At 40.2% G+C, this 20169-nt stretch carries 15 protein-coding genes; 13 read left to right on the plus strand and 2 right to left on the minus strand.

Annotated elements, in window-relative coordinates; translation table 11 throughout:
• Positions 1 to 82 precede the first annotated feature (82 nt).
• The 12 genes from LG296_RS06450 (at position 83) to pnp (ending at position 15739) form a co-directional block, all read left to right on the plus strand.
• Complete coding sequence (locus tag LG296_RS06450; RefSeq protein WP_107932786.1) at positions 83 to 4411, plus strand: PolC-type DNA polymerase III; 4329 nt, start codon at positions 83 to 85, stop codon at positions 4409 to 4411.
• A gap of 362 nt (positions 4412 to 4773) precedes the next feature.
• The gene (rimP, locus tag LG296_RS06455) at positions 4774 to 5250 is read left to right on the plus strand and encodes a ribosome maturation factor RimP (protein ID WP_107932788.1); all 477 of its coding nucleotides are present in this window, start codon (positions 4774 to 4776) and stop codon (positions 5248 to 5250) included.
• A gap of 22 nt (positions 5251 to 5272) precedes the next feature.
• The gene (gene nusA / locus LG296_RS06460; RefSeq protein ID WP_107932790.1) at positions 5273 to 6424 is read left to right on the plus strand and encodes a transcription termination factor NusA; all 1152 of its coding nucleotides are present in this window, start codon (positions 5273 to 5275) and stop codon (positions 6422 to 6424) included.
• A 66-nt stretch (positions 6425 to 6490) separates the two neighbouring features.
• Entirely contained in the window at positions 6491 to 6769 is a 279-nt protein-coding gene (gene rnpM, locus LG296_RS06465; RefSeq protein WP_107932792.1) for an RNase P modulator RnpM, read from the plus strand.
• Complete coding sequence (locus LG296_RS06470) at positions 6766 to 7068, plus strand: YlxQ family RNA-binding protein (RefSeq protein ID WP_107932794.1); 303 nt, start codon at positions 6766 to 6768, stop codon at positions 7066 to 7068. The genes rnpM and LG296_RS06470 overlap by 4 nt, the downstream gene beginning before the upstream one ends.
• Positions 7069 to 7082: 14 nt before the next feature.
• Complete coding sequence (gene infB / locus LG296_RS06475; RefSeq protein WP_107932796.1) at positions 7083 to 9557, plus strand: translation initiation factor IF-2; 2475 nt, start codon at positions 7083 to 7085, stop codon at positions 9555 to 9557.
• A complete protein-coding gene (locus LG296_RS06480; RefSeq protein WP_107932798.1) occupies positions 9557 to 9835 on the plus strand; it encodes a DUF503 domain-containing protein in 279 nt (92 codons plus the stop codon). Before infB ends, LG296_RS06480 begins: the two co-directional genes overlap by 1 nt.
• A 229-nt stretch (positions 9836 to 10064) precedes the next feature.
• On the plus strand, positions 10065 to 10406 hold the full coding sequence (gene rbfA, locus LG296_RS06485; RefSeq protein ID WP_404427674.1) for a 30S ribosome-binding factor RbfA: 342 nt from the start codon (positions 10065 to 10067) through the stop codon (positions 10404 to 10406).
• Between the two features lie 529 nt (positions 10407 to 10935).
• The gene (truB, locus tag LG296_RS06490) at positions 10936 to 11844 is read left to right on the plus strand and encodes a tRNA pseudouridine(55) synthase TruB (RefSeq protein ID WP_107932801.1); all 909 of its coding nucleotides are present in this window, start codon (positions 10936 to 10938) and stop codon (positions 11842 to 11844) included.
• 19 nt (positions 11845 to 11863) lie between these two features.
• Positions 11864 to 12817, plus strand: coding sequence for a riboflavin biosynthesis protein RibF (ribF, locus tag LG296_RS06495; RefSeq protein WP_107932803.1), 954 nt, complete (start codon positions 11864 to 11866; stop codon positions 12815 to 12817).
• A 133-nt stretch (positions 12818 to 12950) separates the two neighbouring features.
• Positions 12951 to 13220, plus strand: coding sequence for a 30S ribosomal protein S15 (gene rpsO / locus LG296_RS06500; RefSeq protein WP_107932805.1), 270 nt, complete (start codon positions 12951 to 12953; stop codon positions 13218 to 13220).
• Between the two features lie 404 nt (positions 13221 to 13624).
• Positions 13625 to 15739, plus strand: a complete 2115-nt coding sequence (gene pnp, locus LG296_RS06505; RefSeq protein WP_107932807.1) for a polyribonucleotide nucleotidyltransferase — start codon at positions 13625 to 13627, stop codon at positions 15737 to 15739.
• Between the two features lie 841 nt (positions 15740 to 16580).
• On the opposite strand, the gene LG296_RS06510 is transcribed toward pnp, so the two are convergent.
• On the minus strand, positions 16581 to 17864 hold the full coding sequence (locus LG296_RS06510; RefSeq protein ID WP_107932808.1) for an ABC transporter permease: 1284 nt from the start codon (positions 17862 to 17864) through the stop codon (positions 16581 to 16583).
• Positions 17854 to 18549: an ABC transporter ATP-binding protein gene (locus LG296_RS06515; RefSeq protein ID WP_404427675.1), complete on the minus strand. Its 696-nt coding sequence runs from the start codon at positions 18547 to 18549 to the stop codon at positions 17854 to 17856. The genes LG296_RS06510 and LG296_RS06515 overlap by 11 nt, the downstream gene beginning before the upstream one ends.
• Before the next feature lie 260 nt (positions 18550 to 18809).
• Between LG296_RS06515 and LG296_RS06520 the strand changes: the two genes are divergently transcribed.
• Entirely contained in the window at positions 18810 to 20036 is a 1227-nt protein-coding gene (locus LG296_RS06520) for a pitrilysin family protein (RefSeq protein ID WP_251397312.1), read from the plus strand.
• The last annotated feature ends 133 nt before the right edge of the window (positions 20037 to 20169 follow it).

Consider the following 20169-nt stretch of genomic DNA (forward strand, 5'->3'; position numbering starts at 1 on the left):
AATCGATTTTCGTAAACTTACGAAAATCGTATTTTTTCGGGTAGCGACTAGCATTACAAATATTAAACAGGTGGTGAGTAAAATGGTAGACAACCAAGAAGCAAGAGAACGATTTTTAACGCTATTACAACAGCTCCAACTAACAGAAGATGTCTACATGTCTTTTTTTGAAAAAGGTGAGCTTACTCGACTAACCGTCCATAAAAAAAATCGTGTCTGGTGTTTTGCCATTCAACTAGAAAATATCTTGCCCTTCCAATTGTACCAACTATTCCGTACAAGAATGGCCGAGCAGTTTTCACATATTGCCCAAGCCTCCATCACAATTGAGGCTAGAAACCCTGTAGTGACGGAGCAGTTGATTACAGATTATTGGTTATCAGCAGTGGAGCAGCTAGACGCATCACCTCCAGTGAAAAATCGTTTAGTCTCACAAATTCCAAAATGGACAGGGAATAAATTAGTAGTTTCTTGTATGGCCGAAATGGAACAGCTGACACTAAAAGCAAAATACGTGCAGAAAATTGTAGATGCCTATGAGACACTTGGCTTCCCTCAGTTTTCGGTAGACTTCCAATTAGTTGAAGCAACAGACGAGATGAAGGAAGAACAGCAGCAATATATTGAGAAACGTCAGCTAGAGGAAGCTGAGCTTGCGAGAAAAGCAATGGAAGACTTCCAAAGTCGTGAGAAAGCGAAAACGGATAATCCAGATTCAGTTGCAAGCAGTGGACCATTCCAGCTTGGGAACCTTATCAAGGATACAGATGTTATGGAAATTCGCCGCGTAGTAGAAGAAGAGCGTCGCGTTGTTCTTGAAGGATTTGTATTTGCTGTAGACATCAAGGAGCTAAGAAGTGGACGCTCCCTTCTAGAGCTGAAAATGACCGACTATACAGATTCAATCATGGTGAAAATGTTCTCTCGTGATAAAGAAGATGCTGAACGCATGGCACAGCTGAAAAAAGGTATGTGGGTTAAAGTTCGCGGAGCAGTTCAAAACGATACCTTCGTCCGCGATTTAGTTGTAATGGCTCAGGATATCAACGAGGTCTTCAAGGAATCACGTAAGGACACAGCACCAGAGGGAGAAAAACGGGTCGAGCTTCATTTACATACACCAATGAGTCAAATGGATGCCGTAACGCCAATTGAACAGCTAGTAGGACAAGCTGCAAAATGGGGTCATCCGGCAATAGCCATTACAGACCATGCTGTTGCACAAGGCTTCCCAGATGCCTATGCAGCAGGTAAAAAGCATGGCATTAAGATTATTTATGGGATTGAAGCCAATTTAGTTGATGATGGGGCACTGATTGCTTATGCAGAGCAGCATATCGAACTTGATGATGCAACCTTTGTCGTATTCGACGTAGAGACAACAGGTCTTTCAACTGCATACGATACGATTATTGAGCTTGCTGCTGTTAAGATTAAGGAAGGAAAAGTAATCGACAAATTCGAACGCTTTGCTAATCCTCACAGACCTTTAACAGCCAAAATTATCGAGCTTACTCATATTACGGACGACATGCTTACAAATGCACCAGAAGTCGACCAAGTTGTAACAGAGTTTAAGGAATTCATTGGGGAGTCAATCGTTGTAGCCCACAATGCCTCCTTTGATATGGGCTTCTTATATACAGCCTATGAAAAAGCGGGGATTCAAGGGGTAACCCACCCAGTTATCGATACTTTAGAATTATCAAGATTCCTTAACCCTACATTAAAAAGTCATCGTTTAAATACCTTATGTAAACGATATGGTATCGAACTAACTCAGCATCACCGTGCCATCTATGATACAGAGGCGACAGGTGAGCTAATGCTGCATCTATTAAAGGATGCAAAAGAGGATCATGGCATTTATTATCATGATGAATTTAATAACCAAATCAATCGAGATGAAAGCTATAAACAGTCTCGTCCATATCACTGTACGATTTTAGCGGTCGACAATGATGGATTAAAAAACTTATTTAAGCTAATTACAATTGCCCATACACAAACCTATCACCGTGTACCGCGTATTCGCCGTTCTGATTTAACGAAGCATCGACAAGGACTAATCGTAGGTTCTGGCTGTAATAACGGTGAATTGTTTGAAACGATGATGAACAAATCAAGTGACCAGGCTGAAAAGGTAGCGCGATTCTATGATTATATCGAAGTTCAACCTAAGCCAGTCTACGCACCTTTAATAGAGGGTGGCGTTATTCATGATGAATGGAATCTAGAGGATATCATACGCAAATTAGTGAAGCTTGGGAAGCGTATGGAAAAACCTGTTGTTGCAACAGGGAATGTTCACTATCTAAATGAAAATGATGGGGTATTCCGTCAAATCTTAGTCGGCTCGCAAGGTGGGGCAAATCCACTAAATCGTTACAAATTGCCAGCAGTGCATTTCCGTACAACAAATGAAATGCTTGCTGAATTCGACTTTTTAGGGCCGGATTTAGCTAAAGAGATTGTGGTAACGAATCCACAAAAAATTGCTGATATGATTGGTGACGTAAAGCCAATTAAGGACGACCTTTATACACCAAAAATTGAAGGCTCTGATGATGAAGTAACGAATTTAACTTACGAAATGGCGCACCGTATTTATGGGGAAGAGCTACCAGAAATCGTACAGGCTCGTATTGAAAAAGAACTGAAATCGATCTTAGGTAACGGATTCGGCGTAATTTACTTAATCTCCGCTAAGCTCGTTAAAAAGTCTCTAGCAGATGGGTATCTAGTTGGTTCACGTGGATCTGTAGGGTCTTCGCTAGTTGCGACCTTCATGGAAATTACAGAAGTAAACCCATTACCACCACATTACATTTGTCCGAGCTGTAAAAACGTTGAGTTCTTTGATGATGGTTCTGTTGGTAGTGGCTTCGACTTACCGAATAAGGAGTGCCCGAAGTGTGGTACAGGGTACAAAAAAGATGGACAGGATATTCCCTTTGAAACCTTCCTTGGGTTTAAAGGAGACAAGGTTCCCGATATCGATTTAAACTTCTCGGGAGAATATCAGCCACAAGCCCATAATTATACAAAGGAACTGTTCGGAGAAGACTATGTATTCCGTGCGGGTACAATTGGTACTGTTGCCGAAAAAACGGCATATGGCTACGTAAAAGGCTACACAACTGATAATAATCTTACCATTCGGGGAGCAGAGGTTGACCGTCTTGTACAAGGCTGTACAGGAGTAAAACGTACAACTGGTCAGCATCCAGGTGGGATTATCGTAGTACCTGATTATATGGACATCTATGATTTTACACCGGTGCAATTCCCGGCAGATGCGCAGGATTCTGAATGGAAGACTACCCATTTTGACTTCCACTCCATCCATGATAACGTGTTAAAGCTTGATATACTGGGACACGATGATCCGACTGTGATCAGGATGCTTCAGGATTTATCTGGTATTGATCCGAAAACAATCCCAACTGATGATCCAGAAGTTATGAAAATCTACTCCACACCAGAATCTCTTGGTGTAACGGTAGAACAAATAGGCACAAAAACGGGTACTTTGGGGATTCCTGAGTTTGGTACACGATTTGTTCGACAAATGCTTGAGGACACAAAGCCTTCTACATTTAGTGAGCTTGTCCAAATTTCTGGTTTATCCCATGGGACAGACGTTTGGCTAGGAAATGCCCAGGAATTAATCCATAACGGAACCTGTGTACTTTCAGAGGTTATCGGTTGTCGTGATGATATTATGGTGTACTTAATCTATCAGGGACTAGAACCAAGCTTTGCCTTTAAAATAATGGAGTCTGTGCGTAAAGGGAAGGGCTTATCAGAGGATATGGAAGCAGAAATGCGTGCTCAAAGCGTGCCGGAATGGTATATCGATTCATGTAAGAAGATTAAATACATGTTCCCGAAAGCCCATGCCGCTGCCTATGTATTGATGGCCGTACGTATTGCCTGGTTTAAAGTACATCATCCGATTCTTTATTACGCAGCATACTTTACTGTTCGTGCGAGTGACTTTGATTTAATCGCCATGACACAGGGCTCAGCAATGATTCGCTCACGTATTGATGATATTAATGTAAAAGGTTTAGATGCTTCGAAAAAGGAAAAGGATTTAATGACGGTATTGGAGCTTGCCTTAGAAATGTGCGAGCGCGGGATGAGCTTCCAAAAGGTAGACCTGTATCGCTCTCAGGCAAGTGAGTTTATCATTGAAGGCAATACATTAATTCCACCTTTTGATGCAATTCCTGGTCTAGGTACAAACGTTGCAAAAGCAATCGTTGCAGCAAGGAAAGACGGAGAGTTCTTATCTAAAGAGGATTTACAGCAGCGTGGTAGAGTATCGAAATCTCTTATCGAGTATATGGATACACTAGGCTGCTTAGAAGGTCTACCGGATGCAAACCAATTATCATTGTTCTAAAAGAGAGCTGATAATGTGTATTACCATTTATGTAACACATTTGCGTAAATTTGCATTAAGTTAGAAATTGTGCTATTGTAATGGTAATAATTTGTTGATAGTTTTGCAGCAAAAGAGTGGGGCTTTTCCCGCTCTTTTCTGTTGTTACGCTTATTCAAATTTTTTTACCATCAAATTCGGTACTTTCTCAAATTTCACCATGTCCTGGTGGAATTTCTGTTTTTATACTGATTGAGATTTAAAATCCAGAGAACAATTAGTATAAAAAAAGCATAAAATCTCATCTTTTAGTGAAATTTTAGTTTATATAAACCGATTTTTTGTGAAAAAAAGGCAAGAGACAATTACGTTGGGAGGATACTATGAGCAAAGTAACGTCAGTAATTGAAGAACTTGTTACGCCAATTGTTGAAGAGTTGAACCTTGAACTTGTCGAAATTGAGTTTTTAAAAGAAGGACGCAACTGGTTCCTTCGTGTATATATTGATACACCAGAAGGCGGCATTGATATTGAACAATGTGCACTCGTTAGTGAGCGAGTAAGTGAAATTCTGGATGAAAAAGACCCAATCGAGCAAAACTACTACTTAGAGGTTTCTTCACCAGGTGCTGAACGACCATTGAAAAAAGAATCAGACTTTGAAAAATCAGTAGGCAAATTTATCTATGTGAAAACATATGAGCCCATAAAAGATATGAAAGAATTCCAAGGCTATCTAAGATCATATACTAGTGAAGGCTTAGAGCTAGAAGTTCGTATTAAAACACGTAAATTAACTGTTTTTATTGAAAATGAAAAAATCGCAAAAGCACGACTTGCTATCGATTTTTCATCATAACTGAATATTAGGAGTGAACAAAATGAGTAGTGATTTACTAGATGCTTTAACTGCTCTGGAGCAACAAAAGGGTATTTCAAGAGAAGTAATAGTTGAAGCAATCGAAGCTGCATTAGTAACTGCATACAAACGAAACTTTAATCAAGCACAGAATGTACGTGTAGATTTAAACTTAGATAACGGTTCAATGCTAGTTTATTCTCGTAAAGATGTAGTAGAGGAAGTTGAAGATGATCGTCTTCAAATTGCTCTAGAGGATGCAAAAGACATTAACCCTGCCTATGAAATTGGGGATGTACTAGAACAAGAGGTAACGCCTCGTAACTTTGGACGTATTGCTGCTCAAACAGCAAAACAAGTGGTAACACAACGAGTTCGTGAAGCAGAGCGCGGCATTATTTACGAAGAATACGTAGATCGTACTGATGATATTGTAAATGGTACAATCGAGCGTCAAGATGCTCGTAACATCTATGTGAGCTTAGGTAAAGTTGAGGCTGCATTACCTGTGAATGAACAAATCCAAGGTGAAGTATATCGACCACAAAGCCGCGTACGTGTTTATATTACAAAAGTTGAGCGTACAACACGCGGACCTCAAGTAATTGTTTCTCGCACACATCCAGGATTACTTCGCAGACTTTTCGAAATGGAAGTTCCAGAAATTTTCGAGGGTATCGTCGAAATCAAATCAATCGCTCGTGAGGCTGGAGATCGCTCTAAGATTTCTGTATTCGCTCACAACCCAGAAATTGATGCAGTAGGTGCTTGTGTAGGTGCTAAGGGTGCCCGTGTACAAAATATTGTTAACGAGTTAAATGGTGAAAAGATTGACATCGTAGAATGGTCAGAGGATCCAATCGTCTTTGTGGCAAATGCTTTAAGCCCTTCAAAAGTGCTTGATGTAATTGTAAACGAAGAAGAAAAATCTACAACGGTTGTTGTACCAGACTATCAATTATCACTAGCTATCGGAAAACGTGGACAAAATGCACGTCTTGCAGCGAAATTAACAGGCTGGAAAATCGATATTAAGAGTGAAACAGACGCACGTGAAGCAGGAATTTATCCAAACGAGTCAAGTCGTTTTGTTCCAGTGGAAGAGGCGAACAATGATAGTGATTTCTATGATGAAGATGTAACATATGATCTTTATCAAGACGACGAAGAATAAGCTAGAAGCTATAAAGCGTAAATATGGTTAAGGAATGTGCTTAATCATAAGGGAAGGTGAATTCTTATGGCAACACAAAGAAAGGTTCCTTTACGTAAATGTGTCGTAACAGGCGAGATGCTTCCTAAAAAATCAATGATACGTGTTGTGCGCTCAAAAGAGGGCGAGGTATCTGTTGATATTACTGGGAAGAAATCAGGACGTGGGGCTTATATTTCAAAATCGGAAGATGCAGTGGAAGCTGCTCGGAAGAAAAATATATTAGAACGCCAGCTAGAAGTGAAAATCCCTGAAGAGGTTTATGATGAATTGATTAAACTGATTCGCAGGGAGTCAATTCTATGAGTGAACTACTCCAACTACTAGGTTTAGCAGCTAGAGCAAGGAAGATAGTTACTGGGGAAGAGTTAGTAGTGAATTCAATACGTACAAATAAAGCTAAGCTGGTGCTACTAGCAAATGACGCCTCAAAGAATTCTAGCAAGAAGATTCAAGATAAATGTACGTATTATAACGTTGAGTATCATGTGTTTGGTGATCGCTACCAGCTAGGGACTGCAATTGGTAAAGAAGCACGTGTCGCAATAGCTATCGTAGATAGTGGATTTGCGAAAAAGATATCTAGTCTACTCAACGAAAATTAATCGGGGGTGAGCAGATGACCAAAGTAAGAGTTCATGAATATGCGAAAAAAGTAAATAAATCAAGTAAAGAAGTAATCGAAGAGCTTAAAAAGCTAAACGTTACGGTTTCAAACCATATGTCGACGCTTGAAAGTGACGCTGTTACAAAATTGGATACTGTTTTTAAAGGATCTAATTCTGCACCAAGACACACAGAAGTACGTCAAGAGAAGAAGCAAGCTGCACCGAGTGGACAAAGAACTCAGTCAAACGACCAATCGAACCGTCCAAATCGCCCAGCAAATTCTTCAGCTAACCGACCATCAAATGGTCAAGGAAACCGCCCACAAAATGGATCAGCGAATCGTCCATCAAATGGTCAAGGAAACCGTCCACAAAATGGATCGGCGAATCGCCCACAAAATGGCCAAGGAAATCGTCCATCAAATGGCTCTGCAAGCAGACCAGCAAACGGATCATCAAACCGTCCGTCTAACAATAATACAGCGAATCGTCCAAACAATTCGTCTAACGAACAAAGATCAACGTCACAAAACAGTGGCGAAAAATTTAAGAATGCAAAAGGTAACCAAAATCGAAATATGTCCCAAAATAATAATAACAACTCAAACAACAATAACAACAAAAAAGGCGGCTTTAACAACAACCAACGTAAAAAGCCAGGTATCCATGGAGGCAAACGTCGCCATCCTAAAACACACCAACCAACAATTCCACAAGCTCCAAAAGAGCTACCGGAAAAAATCACGTTTTATGAATCTTTATCAGTTGCAGAATTAGCGAAAAAGCTACACCGTGAGCCATCTGAAATCATCAAAAAATTATTCATGCTTGGCGTTATGGCAACGATTAACCAAGAATTAGACAAAGATGCAATCGAGCTTATCTGTGCTGATTACGGCGTAGAGGTTGAAGAAGAAGTTCGTATCGACAAAACTGACTTAGATGTTTACTTCGAGCAAGCTGAAGTTGTCGAAGAAGAACAATCAGTACGTCCACCAGTTGTAACAATCATGGGTCACGTTGACCACGGTAAAACAACTTTACTTGACTCAATCCGTAACACAAAAGTAACTGCTGGTGAAGCAGGTGGAATCACTCAGCATATCGGTGCTTACCAAGTAAATATCGATGGCAAAAAAATCACATTCCTAGATACTCCTGGACATGCTGCGTTTACAACAATGCGTGCTCGTGGTGCAAGTATCACGGATTTAGCAATCATCGTAGTAGCTGCTGATGATGGTGTAATGCCACAAACAGTTGAAGCGATCAACCATGCGAAAGCTGCTGAAGTACCAATTATTGTTGCAGTAAACAAAATGGATAAGCCATCAGCGAATCCTGACCGTGTAATGCAAGAATTAACTGAGCACGGCTTAGTTCCTGAAGACTGGGGCGGCGAAACAATTTTCGTTCCAATATCTGCCTTAAAAGGTGAAGGTATTGATACGCTATTAGAGATGATACTATTAGTATCTGAAGTAGCTGAACTAAAAGCAAACCCAGGTCGTTCAGCTATTGGTTCAGTAATTGAAGCACAGCTAGACAAAGGTCGTGGCTCTGTAGCAACATTATTAGTACAAGATGGAACTTTACGTGTTGGTGACCCAATCGTAGTTGGTCATGCTTATGGACGTGTACGTGCAATGGTTAATGACCTTGGCCGTCGTGTAAAAGAAGCAGGTCCTTCAACACCGGTTGAAATCACTGGGATTAACGAAGTGCCACAAGCTGGTGACCGTTTCGTAGTCTTCGAAGATGAGAAAACAGCCCGTCAAGTGGGTGAATCTCGTGCGATGACTGCAATCCAAGCAAACCGTTCTGAAAAACAACGCGTAACGTTAGATAACCTGTTCGAACAAATGTCACATGGCGAAGTTAAGGAATTAAACTTAATCGTTAAAGCTGACGTTCAAGGTACTGTGGAAGCAATGGCTGCATCATTAATGAAAATCGATGTAGAAGGCGTTAACGTGAAAATCATTCACACTGGCGCTGGTGCGATTACAGAATCGGATATTTCATTAGCAGCTGCTTCAAACGCAATCGTTATTGGATTTAACGTTCGTCCGGACGTAAATGCAAAACGTGCTGCAGATGAAGAAGGCGTTGATATTCGTTTACATCGTATTATTTACAAAGTAATCGAAGAAATCGAAGCGGCGATGAAAGGGATGCTTGATCCTGAATTTGAAGAAAAAATTATCGGTCAAGCTGAAGTTCGTCAAACGATTAAAGTATCAAAAGTTGGTACAATCGCTGGTTCATATGTAACTGAAGGTAAAATTACTCGTGACTCAGGCGTTCGTATCATTCGCGAAGGTATCGTTATTTTCGAAGGGGATTTAGATACGCTAAAACGTTTCAAAGACGATGCAAAAGAAGTAGCAAAAGGTTACGAATGTGGTATCACAATCAAAAACTTCAATGACATTAAAGAAGGCGACATTATCGAAGCCTTCGTAATGGAAGAAATTAAACGATAATGATCGTTTACGCGGAAGTTGAGTTTATCATTTCTGAATCCCATTCGTTAAAGGAAAAGCGAGCTGTTCTACAGCGAATGATTACCCGAACAAAGCAGAAATTTAATGTTTCTGTGGCAGAAATAGATCATCAAAATGTATGGCAACGGACAAGAATCGCTCTTGTCTGCGTGTCTTCATCTAAGATGAGTGCAGAGCGAGAAATCAATCATGCACTTCACTTCCTAAAGTCTAACCCTTCCTGGGAGCAACTCGAGGTCTGGACAGACTACTTATAAAATGGCGGTACTCGTTCTCGTTAAGCTATAGCTTTAAGAAATTTTTGATGCTCCTTTTATTACGAATCGTTTGCTTTTACAAGGCAATGGGTACGTAAAGTAGGAGGCAATATTTTAGCGGATAAGAAAGAATAAATCCTTCTTATCCGCATAAGTGTAACTAAGGCTAATTGTCAAAAAGCTCGGCAATTAGCCTAGTTTTCTAATCTTTATACAGAGGTGTCACTATATGTCATTACGTTCAAATCGAATAGCAGAACAAATGAAAAAAGAGCTTGGTAATATCATCACTCGTAAACTAAAAGACCCACGCGTTGGGTTTATTACAGTAACAGATGTAGAAGTTTCTGGTGACTTACAACTAGCAACAGTCTACATCTCATCACTAGGCAATGACCGTGAACGTGAAGAAACGCTAAAGGCTTTAGCAAAAGCTGCAGGCTTCATCCGCACTGAAATTGGTCATCGTATTCGCTTGCGTCGCACACCAGAAATCACATTTGAATTCGATTCATCTGTAGAATACGGCAACAAAATCGACGCACTTCTACGTTCACTAAACAACGACTAATCGATCAATTAAAAGCAAAGCCTACATCTGCATAAGCAAGTGCGATGTAGGCTTTTTCTTGCTGCCCGCAAGCTACTTCAGTTGATAAAAATTTAGGGAAACAAGTAAAATATTGACTAGGGTTTGTGAAGTGTCGGGATTAATCAAGAAACTGTCGGGATTTTCAGCAAAAGTGTCGGGATTATTTCAAAAGAAGCTTTTGCACAAACTTAGTAGTAGGAAACTATTGCTTATTAATATGTCACTTAAGTTTTAAGCTTGATTAAAGAAAAGTGCTAAAGTGTTTTAATAAATTTGTGCCAAATTTATTAATAATGCACTATGCACTTTTGAAGTGGCTAGATTATCAGCAAAAGTGGCTAGATTATAAAAAGAGCGACTACGTTTATTAATTAGCAGTCAAAAGAATGATAAAATTGCATCAAATTCAATAAAAAATTGATGGGTTAATTTGAGTTGACGGAAACGCCTCTAGTTCTGGCGGATATCGCAAGTCTTCCTCCGCCACCCCATCCAAAGGAGCTTACATATGAACGGCATTTTACCTCTATGGAAAGAGCGCGGCATGACAAGTCATGATTGCGTCTTCAAGCTACGTAAAATTTTAAAAACGAAAAAGGTTGGCCACACCGGGACACTCGATCCGGCTGTAGAAGGCGTATTGCCAATCTGTATTGGGCAAGCAACAAGAATTGCAGAATATTTAACTGACGCGGGCAAAACATATGAAGCAGTTGTATCTATCGGCAGAACTACGACAACTGAGGATGCAGAAGGCGAAACGGTTGAGGAGAATTTATCTCCTAAAACATTCTCACGTGAGCAGCTACTAGAAGCACTTCAGCAACTAACAGGCGAAATTGAACAAACTCCGCCGATGTTCTCAGCAGTAAAAGTAAATGGAAAAAGACTTTATGAGTATGCTCGAAAAGGAGAAATCGTTGAACGTCCAACTAGAAAAGTAACGATTTATTCGCTTGAATTATTGGATGATGCACGAAGCTTCGAGGGGGAAGAAGTTACTTTCCGAATTCGAATCGCCTGCAGTAAAGGCACATATATCCGAACACTTGCTGTTCAAATTGGGGAGAAGCTTGGTTACCCTGCACACATGGCATCCCTTGTTCGTACGGCATCTGGCACATTTACTAAAAAAGATTGCGTTACACTCAAACAGGTGGAAGAAATCATGAACGAAGGGAATATCAATGAGGTAATCCTTCCTGTTGAATATGCATTGACAGCCTATCCATCTATTGAGGTTGACGAATCAATTGAAAAACAAATTTTGAATGGACAAGTTCTTCCAATTCATGCATTATTGAAAGAAAATGATAAAATAGTTTATAGCATCCAAGGTAAGGCTTACGCGGTCTATATTCAACATCCAACAAAAGAAGGGTACATGAAACCAGAGAAAATGTTCCCGATCAACTGATTAGGAGGCAAGATCCGTCATGAAGGTAGTACATTTAAAATACCCGCATCAACTTAATTTAGTAAACGAATTTTCTACTGCATATTCTTTAGCAGTGGGTTTCTTTGATGGCGTACATAAAGGACATCAAGCCGTAATTCAAAACGCAAAGGAAATGGCAAAGCAACTGAATATCGAAAGCGCTGTCATGACTTTTGATCCGCATCCATCGATAGTTCTAGGAGGGCGCAAAGAACAAGTATTTTACATAACACCTCTCCAACAAAAGCTTGATGTACTAGAAGAGTTCGGTGTGGAAAATGTTTTTGTTGTTAATTTTACATCTGATTTTGCAAAGCTTTCACCAGAGGACTTTATTCAATACTTTATAAAAGACCTAAATGTGAAGCATGTTACAGCTGGTTTTGACTTCTCCTTTGGCCAATTTGGAAAAGGGAAGATGGAGACAATGCAGGAGCTAAGCAACGGAGAATATGGCGTAACGGTTATTGAAAAGCAGAGTGATGAAGAAGAGAAAATCAGCTCTACAAGAATTCGTGCATATCTTCAAGATGGTGACATGGAAAGCGCTGCTAAGCTTTTAGGTCGCGCTTTTGAGGTGCCAGGTATTGTAGTTCACGGAGACAAGCGAGGACGTACAATCGGTTTCCCTACAGCGAATATTCAGTCCATAGAAGGAAGCTTCATACCTGCTACAGGTGTGTATGCTGTTAAAATCCTTGTACAGGATAAATGGTATGATGGCGTATGTAATGTGGGCTATAAACCGACCTTTAAGAATCCTGAGGACAAGCAACTATCCATTGAAGTGCATATTTTAGACTTTGACAAAAACATCTACGGGGAAGAAGTTAAAGTAGGCTGGTATAAACGCATCCGTAGCGAGAAGAAATTTGATGGCATCGAATCGTTGAAAGCTCAGATTGAGAAGGACAAAAACGAAGCTATTGAATATTTCCAGGTACATTCGTAATAGTTGATTGTCAAACAGAAGTATGGTACTATTCATTAAGTGCATAGCACAAACCTTGGCTCGGCTTTTCGATTCTCCAACGACTGCTGTGCTAGAGGTGTAAAATAATTATTATTTGGGAGGTCCATTCAACATGGCAATTACAAAAGAACGTAAAAACGAAATTATCGCTGAGTACCAAACTCACGAAGGGGACACTGGTTCTCCAGAAGTACAAATCGCAGTATTAACTGCTGATATCAACGCTTTAAACGCTCACTTAAGCACTCACAAAAAAGATTATCACTCACAACGTGGTCTTCTTAAAAAAATCGGTCGTCGTCGTCACTTATTAAAGTACCTTCGTGAAAACGAAGTAGCACGCTACCGTGAACTAATCAAACGTTTAGGCTTACGTCGATAATACAAAAGCAGGTGCAGCTAGGCTCGATTAGATTCAAGCCTAGCTGCTAAAGCTACACATAAGGAAGCAGAGAACGATCTCTGTTTAAGAAAAGCGGGAACATTCCCGCTTTTTATTTATGTAAAAAGTATATGGTCAAATCTAGCAATTAAACCGATTATCAGTATTTAATTGTAAAATTTGGACAAATTGATAATAAAAAGTTTCTCTTTAAAAGATCAATCAGTCATAAAAATGGCCTGATTTTTAGATAATAGATATAGATCTCCTAAAATAATTGTAAAAATTATACGAATTAGACATAATTAGATTGAAAATATTTAGCATAGATATTGGTTTTTTGATACACTTACTATGATTATATTCGTGATGAAAGTGTGTTTCAAAAGAAAGGGGTTCATTAAATGACCGAAAAGAAAGTCTATTCATATGAATGGGCTGGCCGACAACTAGTAGTAGAAGTAGGACAGCTAGCAAAACAAGCAAACGGTGCTGCATTAATTCGATACGGTGAATCAGCAGTACTATCAACAGCAACAATGTCAAAATCACCGAAGCCATTAGATTTCTTCCCATTAACAGTGAACTATGAAGAACGTCTATATGCAGCAGGTAAAATTCCTGGAGGTTTCATTAAACGTGAAGGACGCCCATCAGAGCACGCAATCCTTGTTTCACGTCTAATTGACCGTCCGATTCGTCCAATGTTCCCAGATGGCTTCCGTAACGAGGTACAAGTTATCTCTATGGTAATGTCTTCTGATCCAAACTGCCCTACTGATGTAGCAGCAATGTTCGGTTCTTCTTTAGCGTTAGCTACTTCGGATGTTCCATTTGATGGCCCTATCGCAGGTGTGCATGTTGGGTATATCGACGGAGAATTCGTTCTTAACCCAACAACTGAGCAATCAGAAAAAAGCACTGTTCACTTAACTGTGGCAGGGAACAAAGATGCCATTAACATGGTAGAAGCAGGTGCATTAGAAGTACCTGAGGAAATCATGCTAGAAGCAATTATGTTCGGTCATGAAGAAATTAAGAAATTAATTGCCTTCCAAGAACAAATCGTTGCTGAAATGGGCAAAGAAAAAATCGCAGTAGAATTATACGAAGTGGATCAAGAAATTCAAGCACAAGTAAAAGCTATGTGTGAAGAAGATATGATCGCTGCTATCCAAACGGTTGAAAAGCATGCTCGTGAAGAAGCAATCGGTGTCGTAAAAGAGCGCGTGATGGCTAGCTTTGAAGAGCAAGAAGCTGATGATGCAACATTAAAACAAGTAAAAACAATTTTAGATAAAATGGTAAAAGAAGAAGTTCGTCGTCTTATCACTGAAGACAAAGTTCGTCCAGATGGTCGTAAAGTCGATGAAATTCGCCCACTATCTTCTGAAGTAGGCCTATTAGAGCGTACTCACGGTTCTGGTCTGTTCACACGTGGACAAACTCAAGCACTTTCAATTTGTACATTAGGTCCACTTGGCGATGTTCAAATCATTGATGGCTTAGGGCTTGAAGAATCAAAACGCTTCATGCATCACTATAACTTCCCACAATTCTCAGTTGGGGAAACAGGACCAATTCGTGGACCAGGTCGTCGTGAAATCGGTCACGGTGCTTTAGGTGAACGTGCATTACTTGCAGTTATTCCTGATGAAGCAGACTTCCCATACGCAATCCGTTGTGTGTCTGAGGTATTAGAATCAAACGGTTCAACTTCTCAAGCATCAATTTGTGCATCAACACTTGCAATGATGGATGCTGGTGTTCCAATTAAAGCACCAGTTGCTGGTATTGCAATGGGTCTTGTGAAAAAAGGTGAGCACTACTCAATCTTAACGGACATCCAAGGTATGGAAGATCACCTTGGCGACATGGACTTTAAAGTTGCCGGTACTGCTAAAGGTGTTACAGCACTTCAAATGGACATCAAAATTGATGGTCTATCACGCAACATTCTTGAAGAAGCATTACAACAAGCGAAAGCTGGACGTATGATCATTCTAGAATCAATGCTTGCAACACTTGCTGAATCACGTACAAGCCTATCGAAATACGCTCCAAAAATCGAAGTGATTCGTATCAATCCAGATAAAATCCGTGACGTAATCGGTTCTGGTGGTAAAACAATCAACAAAATCATCGATGAAACTGGCGTAAAAATCGACACAGAACAAGACGGCACAATCTACATCTCTTCAGCAAACGAAGAAATGAACAAGCGTGCTAAAGAAATCATCGAATCAATCGTACGTGAAGCTAAAGTAGGCGAGTACTACATGGCAACAGTAAGACGTATCGAAAAATTCGGTGCCTTCTGTGAAATCTTCCCTGGAAAAGACGGATTACTACACATCTCTGAAATCCAAGAAGAACGCACAAGCAAAGTAGAAGACGTCCTAAAACTTGGCGACGAATTACTAGTAAAAGTAATCGAAATCGACAACCAAGGCCGCGTCAACCTATCTCGCAAAGTAGTCATCAAAGAAGAAAAAGAACGCGCTGAACAAGGCGAATAATAATAACTTTAAAGCAGAGGGAGTAAGTTTCCTCTGCTTTTTTTGGGGGATTGGGAGGAAAACCACTTGGATTGCTACGGTTTGGAGCGAGTGATCTAGTGGAACGTCGTAAAAGCGTCAGCATTGCTACGATACGAAGCGGGAATTCGTTTGAAAAGTAGCAAACCAGCTAGGATTACTACCGTTAGGAGCGAGTAACCTAGTGGAACGTCGTAAAAGCGTCAGCATTGCTACGATTTGGAGTGAGAATCTGTTTGAAAAGTAGCAAACCGGCTTGGATTACTACCATTAGGAGCGAGTGACCTCGTGGAACGTCGTAAAAGCGTCAGCATTGCTACGATACGAAGCGGGAATCCGTTTGAAAAGTAGCAAACCAGCTAGGATTACTACCATTAGGAGCGAGTAACCTAGTGGAACGTCGTAAAAGCGTCAGCATTGCTACGATCCGAAGTGAGAATCCGTTTGAAAAGTAGCAAACCGGCTTGGATTACTACCGATAGGAGCGGGAATCCTTTTGAAAAGTAGTAAAACAGCTTGGATTGCCACTATCTGGAAAAAGTAACCTCATGAAAAGTAGCAAACCGGCTTGGATTACTACCATTAGGAGCGAGTGACCTCGTGGAACGTCGTAAAAGCTCAGCATTGCTACGATTCAAAGCGAGTAACCACATGAAATGTAGCAAACCAGCCTCCTATGCTACAATCCGAAGAAAGTTCCCTCATGAAACGTAGCAAACCCACCACGCCCACCACTTTGTACATCAAACCGCCCCCATCTCAATAAGAAAAACCGATCAACACTGACCGGTTCCCGAGGTAACTCTATATTCAAAGTCCAATCCTATAACTCCTGTCTCAAGGCCTGGATTACTTCGATTTTTGTTGCGTTTCGTGCTGGACGTAAGCCGGATAGGATGGCTACTGCTAAGCTGATGCCTCCAGCGATTACGACTAGGCTCCATGGAATCAATGAGAATGTAATATCATAGGACGATAAGTCTTCATCTGAGAAGGCGAAGGAAACAACGTAAGGTAAAATCGCGTTTGCGGCGAAGCTTACAGCGTATGAAACAATAATCGCTAAACCGGTTCCTAATAGCCCGATGAATGTGCTTTCCATTAAAAAGAGTCGTTGAATCAACGATGGGGAAGCGCCAATCGCCTTTAACACACCGATTTCCCTAGTTCTTTCTGTTACGGCCATCGTCATTGTATTGAAAATACCGATTGAAGCGATGAGAACTGCGATTGTCCCGATGAATACGAGTCCGATTTTAAAGATTAAGAAGAACAAATCGAGCTCTTCTAATTGTTCTACCTGTGAATATACTTGATAATTTTGCTCTTTCAGCAATTCTAACACGGGCATGACATTTTCCATCGAATCCACATAAATTGTTGTCGATGGATATGTTATTAAATCAGGGTACGATACTAATAATGAATCACTAAACTGAATACTTGTGTCTCTGTACCAATCGTAAGAAGGCTCTTTTAATATCCCGACAATTGTAAAAGCAGCAGGTTCCATGTATTCCTGTGTGTTCTCATCGTAAAGCTGGATATTTACTTCTTTATTTAAAAGCGCATCCTTATAGCCTTCTTCAGAACCATCATAATATGAGCCGGCTTCTTCAGCTTCCCTCGACTTTCTTTCAAGCTCCGCTAAATCAGCTTCATTCAATAAGCTTTGGCCATAATGATAGCCCACGACAATTTCATTTGCATTTTCTGGTAAACGACCTTCACTAAGGCTAGAAGGGAGCTTATTTTGAGCAGTCATATCGGCAATGGATGCATTGGTTTCTCCTGTACGATCATCCAAAGATGATTTCACCATACCGTTGATTTCTGCTCTATTTAAGACTACATTTACGTGATCGATGCCTTCGATATAAGCCACATCTTCCTCTGCAAGCGTTTCGTCGCCCCAAAGCTCGATTTGGGTAATTGCGTCATCATTTAAAAGCTCACTTTTTAAAGTGTGCTGTATTCCAAATCCAATCGAGGCTAGAACGATTAAAAACGCACAACCAATCATGGCAGCTAAAACGGTCATGGTAACGCGTAGTTTGTTTTTCTTCATATGCTGTAAGACAAATTGTAATTGGTCCTTAAATAACACGGCTCATACCTCCAACTAAAACGCCATCTGTCATGCGAAATTGTCGATCAGAAATCGTTGCAACCTCTTCGTCATGGGTAATGATAACGAAAGTTAAATTTTCTTCTTTATTTAGCTTACGAATCAAGGCTAAGATTTCTTGCTCGGTTTGGGAGTCAAGGCTTCCTGTAGGCTCGTCCGCTAAAATAATGGGCGGGTTTGTGATCATGGCTCTTGCAATAGAAACACGTTGCTGCTGCCCTCCAGAAAGTTCGTTTGGATAATGGTCTGCAACCTCTGTTAACCCCACTTTATTTAGTAATTCAGTTACTTTTTGCGCACGTAAATCACGGTTTATACCTTTTAGCTTCAATGGTAGCTCAATGTTTTCGAAAACCGTTTGTGCCGGCAGCAGCTGAAAGTTTTGAAAGATGAAGCCGAAATTATCCAGGCGAAATGCCGCACTTTGCTTTTCGTTATAGCCTGCAATCTCCATATTATTTACTAAAATTGAGCCAGAATCAGGCTTCATAAATCCGGCAATAATTTGCAGTAAAGTTGACTTGCCTGAACCGCTTTTTCCTACAATCGCGATGATTTCTCCACGCTCAATGTGAAAACTAATTCCCTTTAAAACTTCTACTTTTTTCTCATGACCCTTCTTCCCAATCGAGAAGGTATGATGTAAAGCATCCACTGTAATCATAGTTACTCATTCCTTTATCTGTTGTGATAACTTCATTGTAGAGGGTGATTCTGAAGATAAAGGAAGCATAAATATGAAGATATTCTTAAGAAATTCGAAAATATGCATACAAAATTAAAAGTTTCTAAGTTGAAGGTTGGGGAAGTTTAGCATATGATTAATCAAATAAGCCATTGTTTGCAAGTGGCAGAAATCACAGAGATAAAAATAACTGAAGTAAGCTTCAGATTAAAAGAATTTTAGATAGGTGTGGGGAAAATTTGGTGACAGTTTATACTTGTAAAAACGGTGTTCGAATTGTTTCGGAGGAGATTCCTCATGTGCGTTCCATCTCAGTAGGTATCTGGGTAGGAGCAGGGTCACGATTTGAAACACCAGAAGAAAACGGAATTACACATTTTATTGAACATATGTTGTTTAAAGGAACAAAAACGAGATCGGCTAGACAAATCGCAGAGGAATTTGACCGAATCGGTGGGGAAATAAATGCCTTCACTTCAAAGGAAAACACATGCTATTATGCAAAAGTTTTGGATCATCACGGGGAATTAGCTGTTTCGATTCTAGCAGATATGTTCTTCAATTCTATTTTTGATGCAAACGAGCTAGACAAAGAGCGTCAGGTTGTTTTAGAAGAGATTCTCATGAGTGAAGATGCACCAGACGATGATGTGCATGAGCAATTATGGGGTGTCATGTATCCAACTGATGCTTTAGGTCTCCCAATTTTGGGGACGAATAAAACACTTTCAACCTTCTCGTCCGACACAATTCGACAATATATAGATAAACATTATTGCCCAGAAAATATTGTGGTGTCGATTGCCGGGAATGTAACGAAGGATTTGCTTTTACATATTGAAGAGCTTTTCGGTAGCTTTGAACGTTCTCCAAATGCAGTTGAAGCAACTTTAACAAATCCTGAATTCCACTCTGGTAAATTCGTGAAGGAACGTGATGTGGAGCAATCTCATCTTGCAATTTCCTTCCCTGCTATTAGTGTTATGGATCCAAAGTTAAATGATTTCATTGCATTAAACAACATTGTAGGAGGAAATATGTCTTCTCGACTATTCCAGGAAGTAAGGGAAGAGCGGGGATTAGCCTATACAATTTACTCTTACCAATCCTGTTATGCCGATGTTGGTGCATTTACAATTTATGGAAGTACAAATAATCAACAGCTTTCCGTGATGCAGGATACCATTAATGAGACATTGGAAAAGGTACGTACAGACGGGATTATGGATATTGAGCTGCTGAACGCGAAAGAGCAGCTTAAGGGGAGCTTTGTTCTGGGCATGGAGGGGACAAATTCTAGAATGAGCCGTAATGGTCGCAACGAGCTTATTCACGGTCGTCATAAATCAATCGACGAAGTTATTTCAGAGATTGACGAGGTTTCGATGGATAAAGTGAATCACCTCATTAACTCAATTTTAACAGCAGACCCTGCCATTGCAATTATCGGGCAAGGGGTAAAATAATGAAAAACGGTTGTCTTCTTATCTTTAGGAGGCAGCCGTTTTTTTGTCTGAAATTCATGTTTTCTCTCTATTATTATCGATAATTATGTTTTTCTAAGTGATTTAGTAATAATGAGTAGGTGACTTTCAGTAA

It is taken from the genome of Ureibacillus chungkukjangi (assembly GCF_044795995.1).
GTDB classification, from domain to species: Bacteria; Bacillota; Bacilli; order Bacillales_A; family Planococcaceae; genus Ureibacillus; species Ureibacillus chungkukjangi.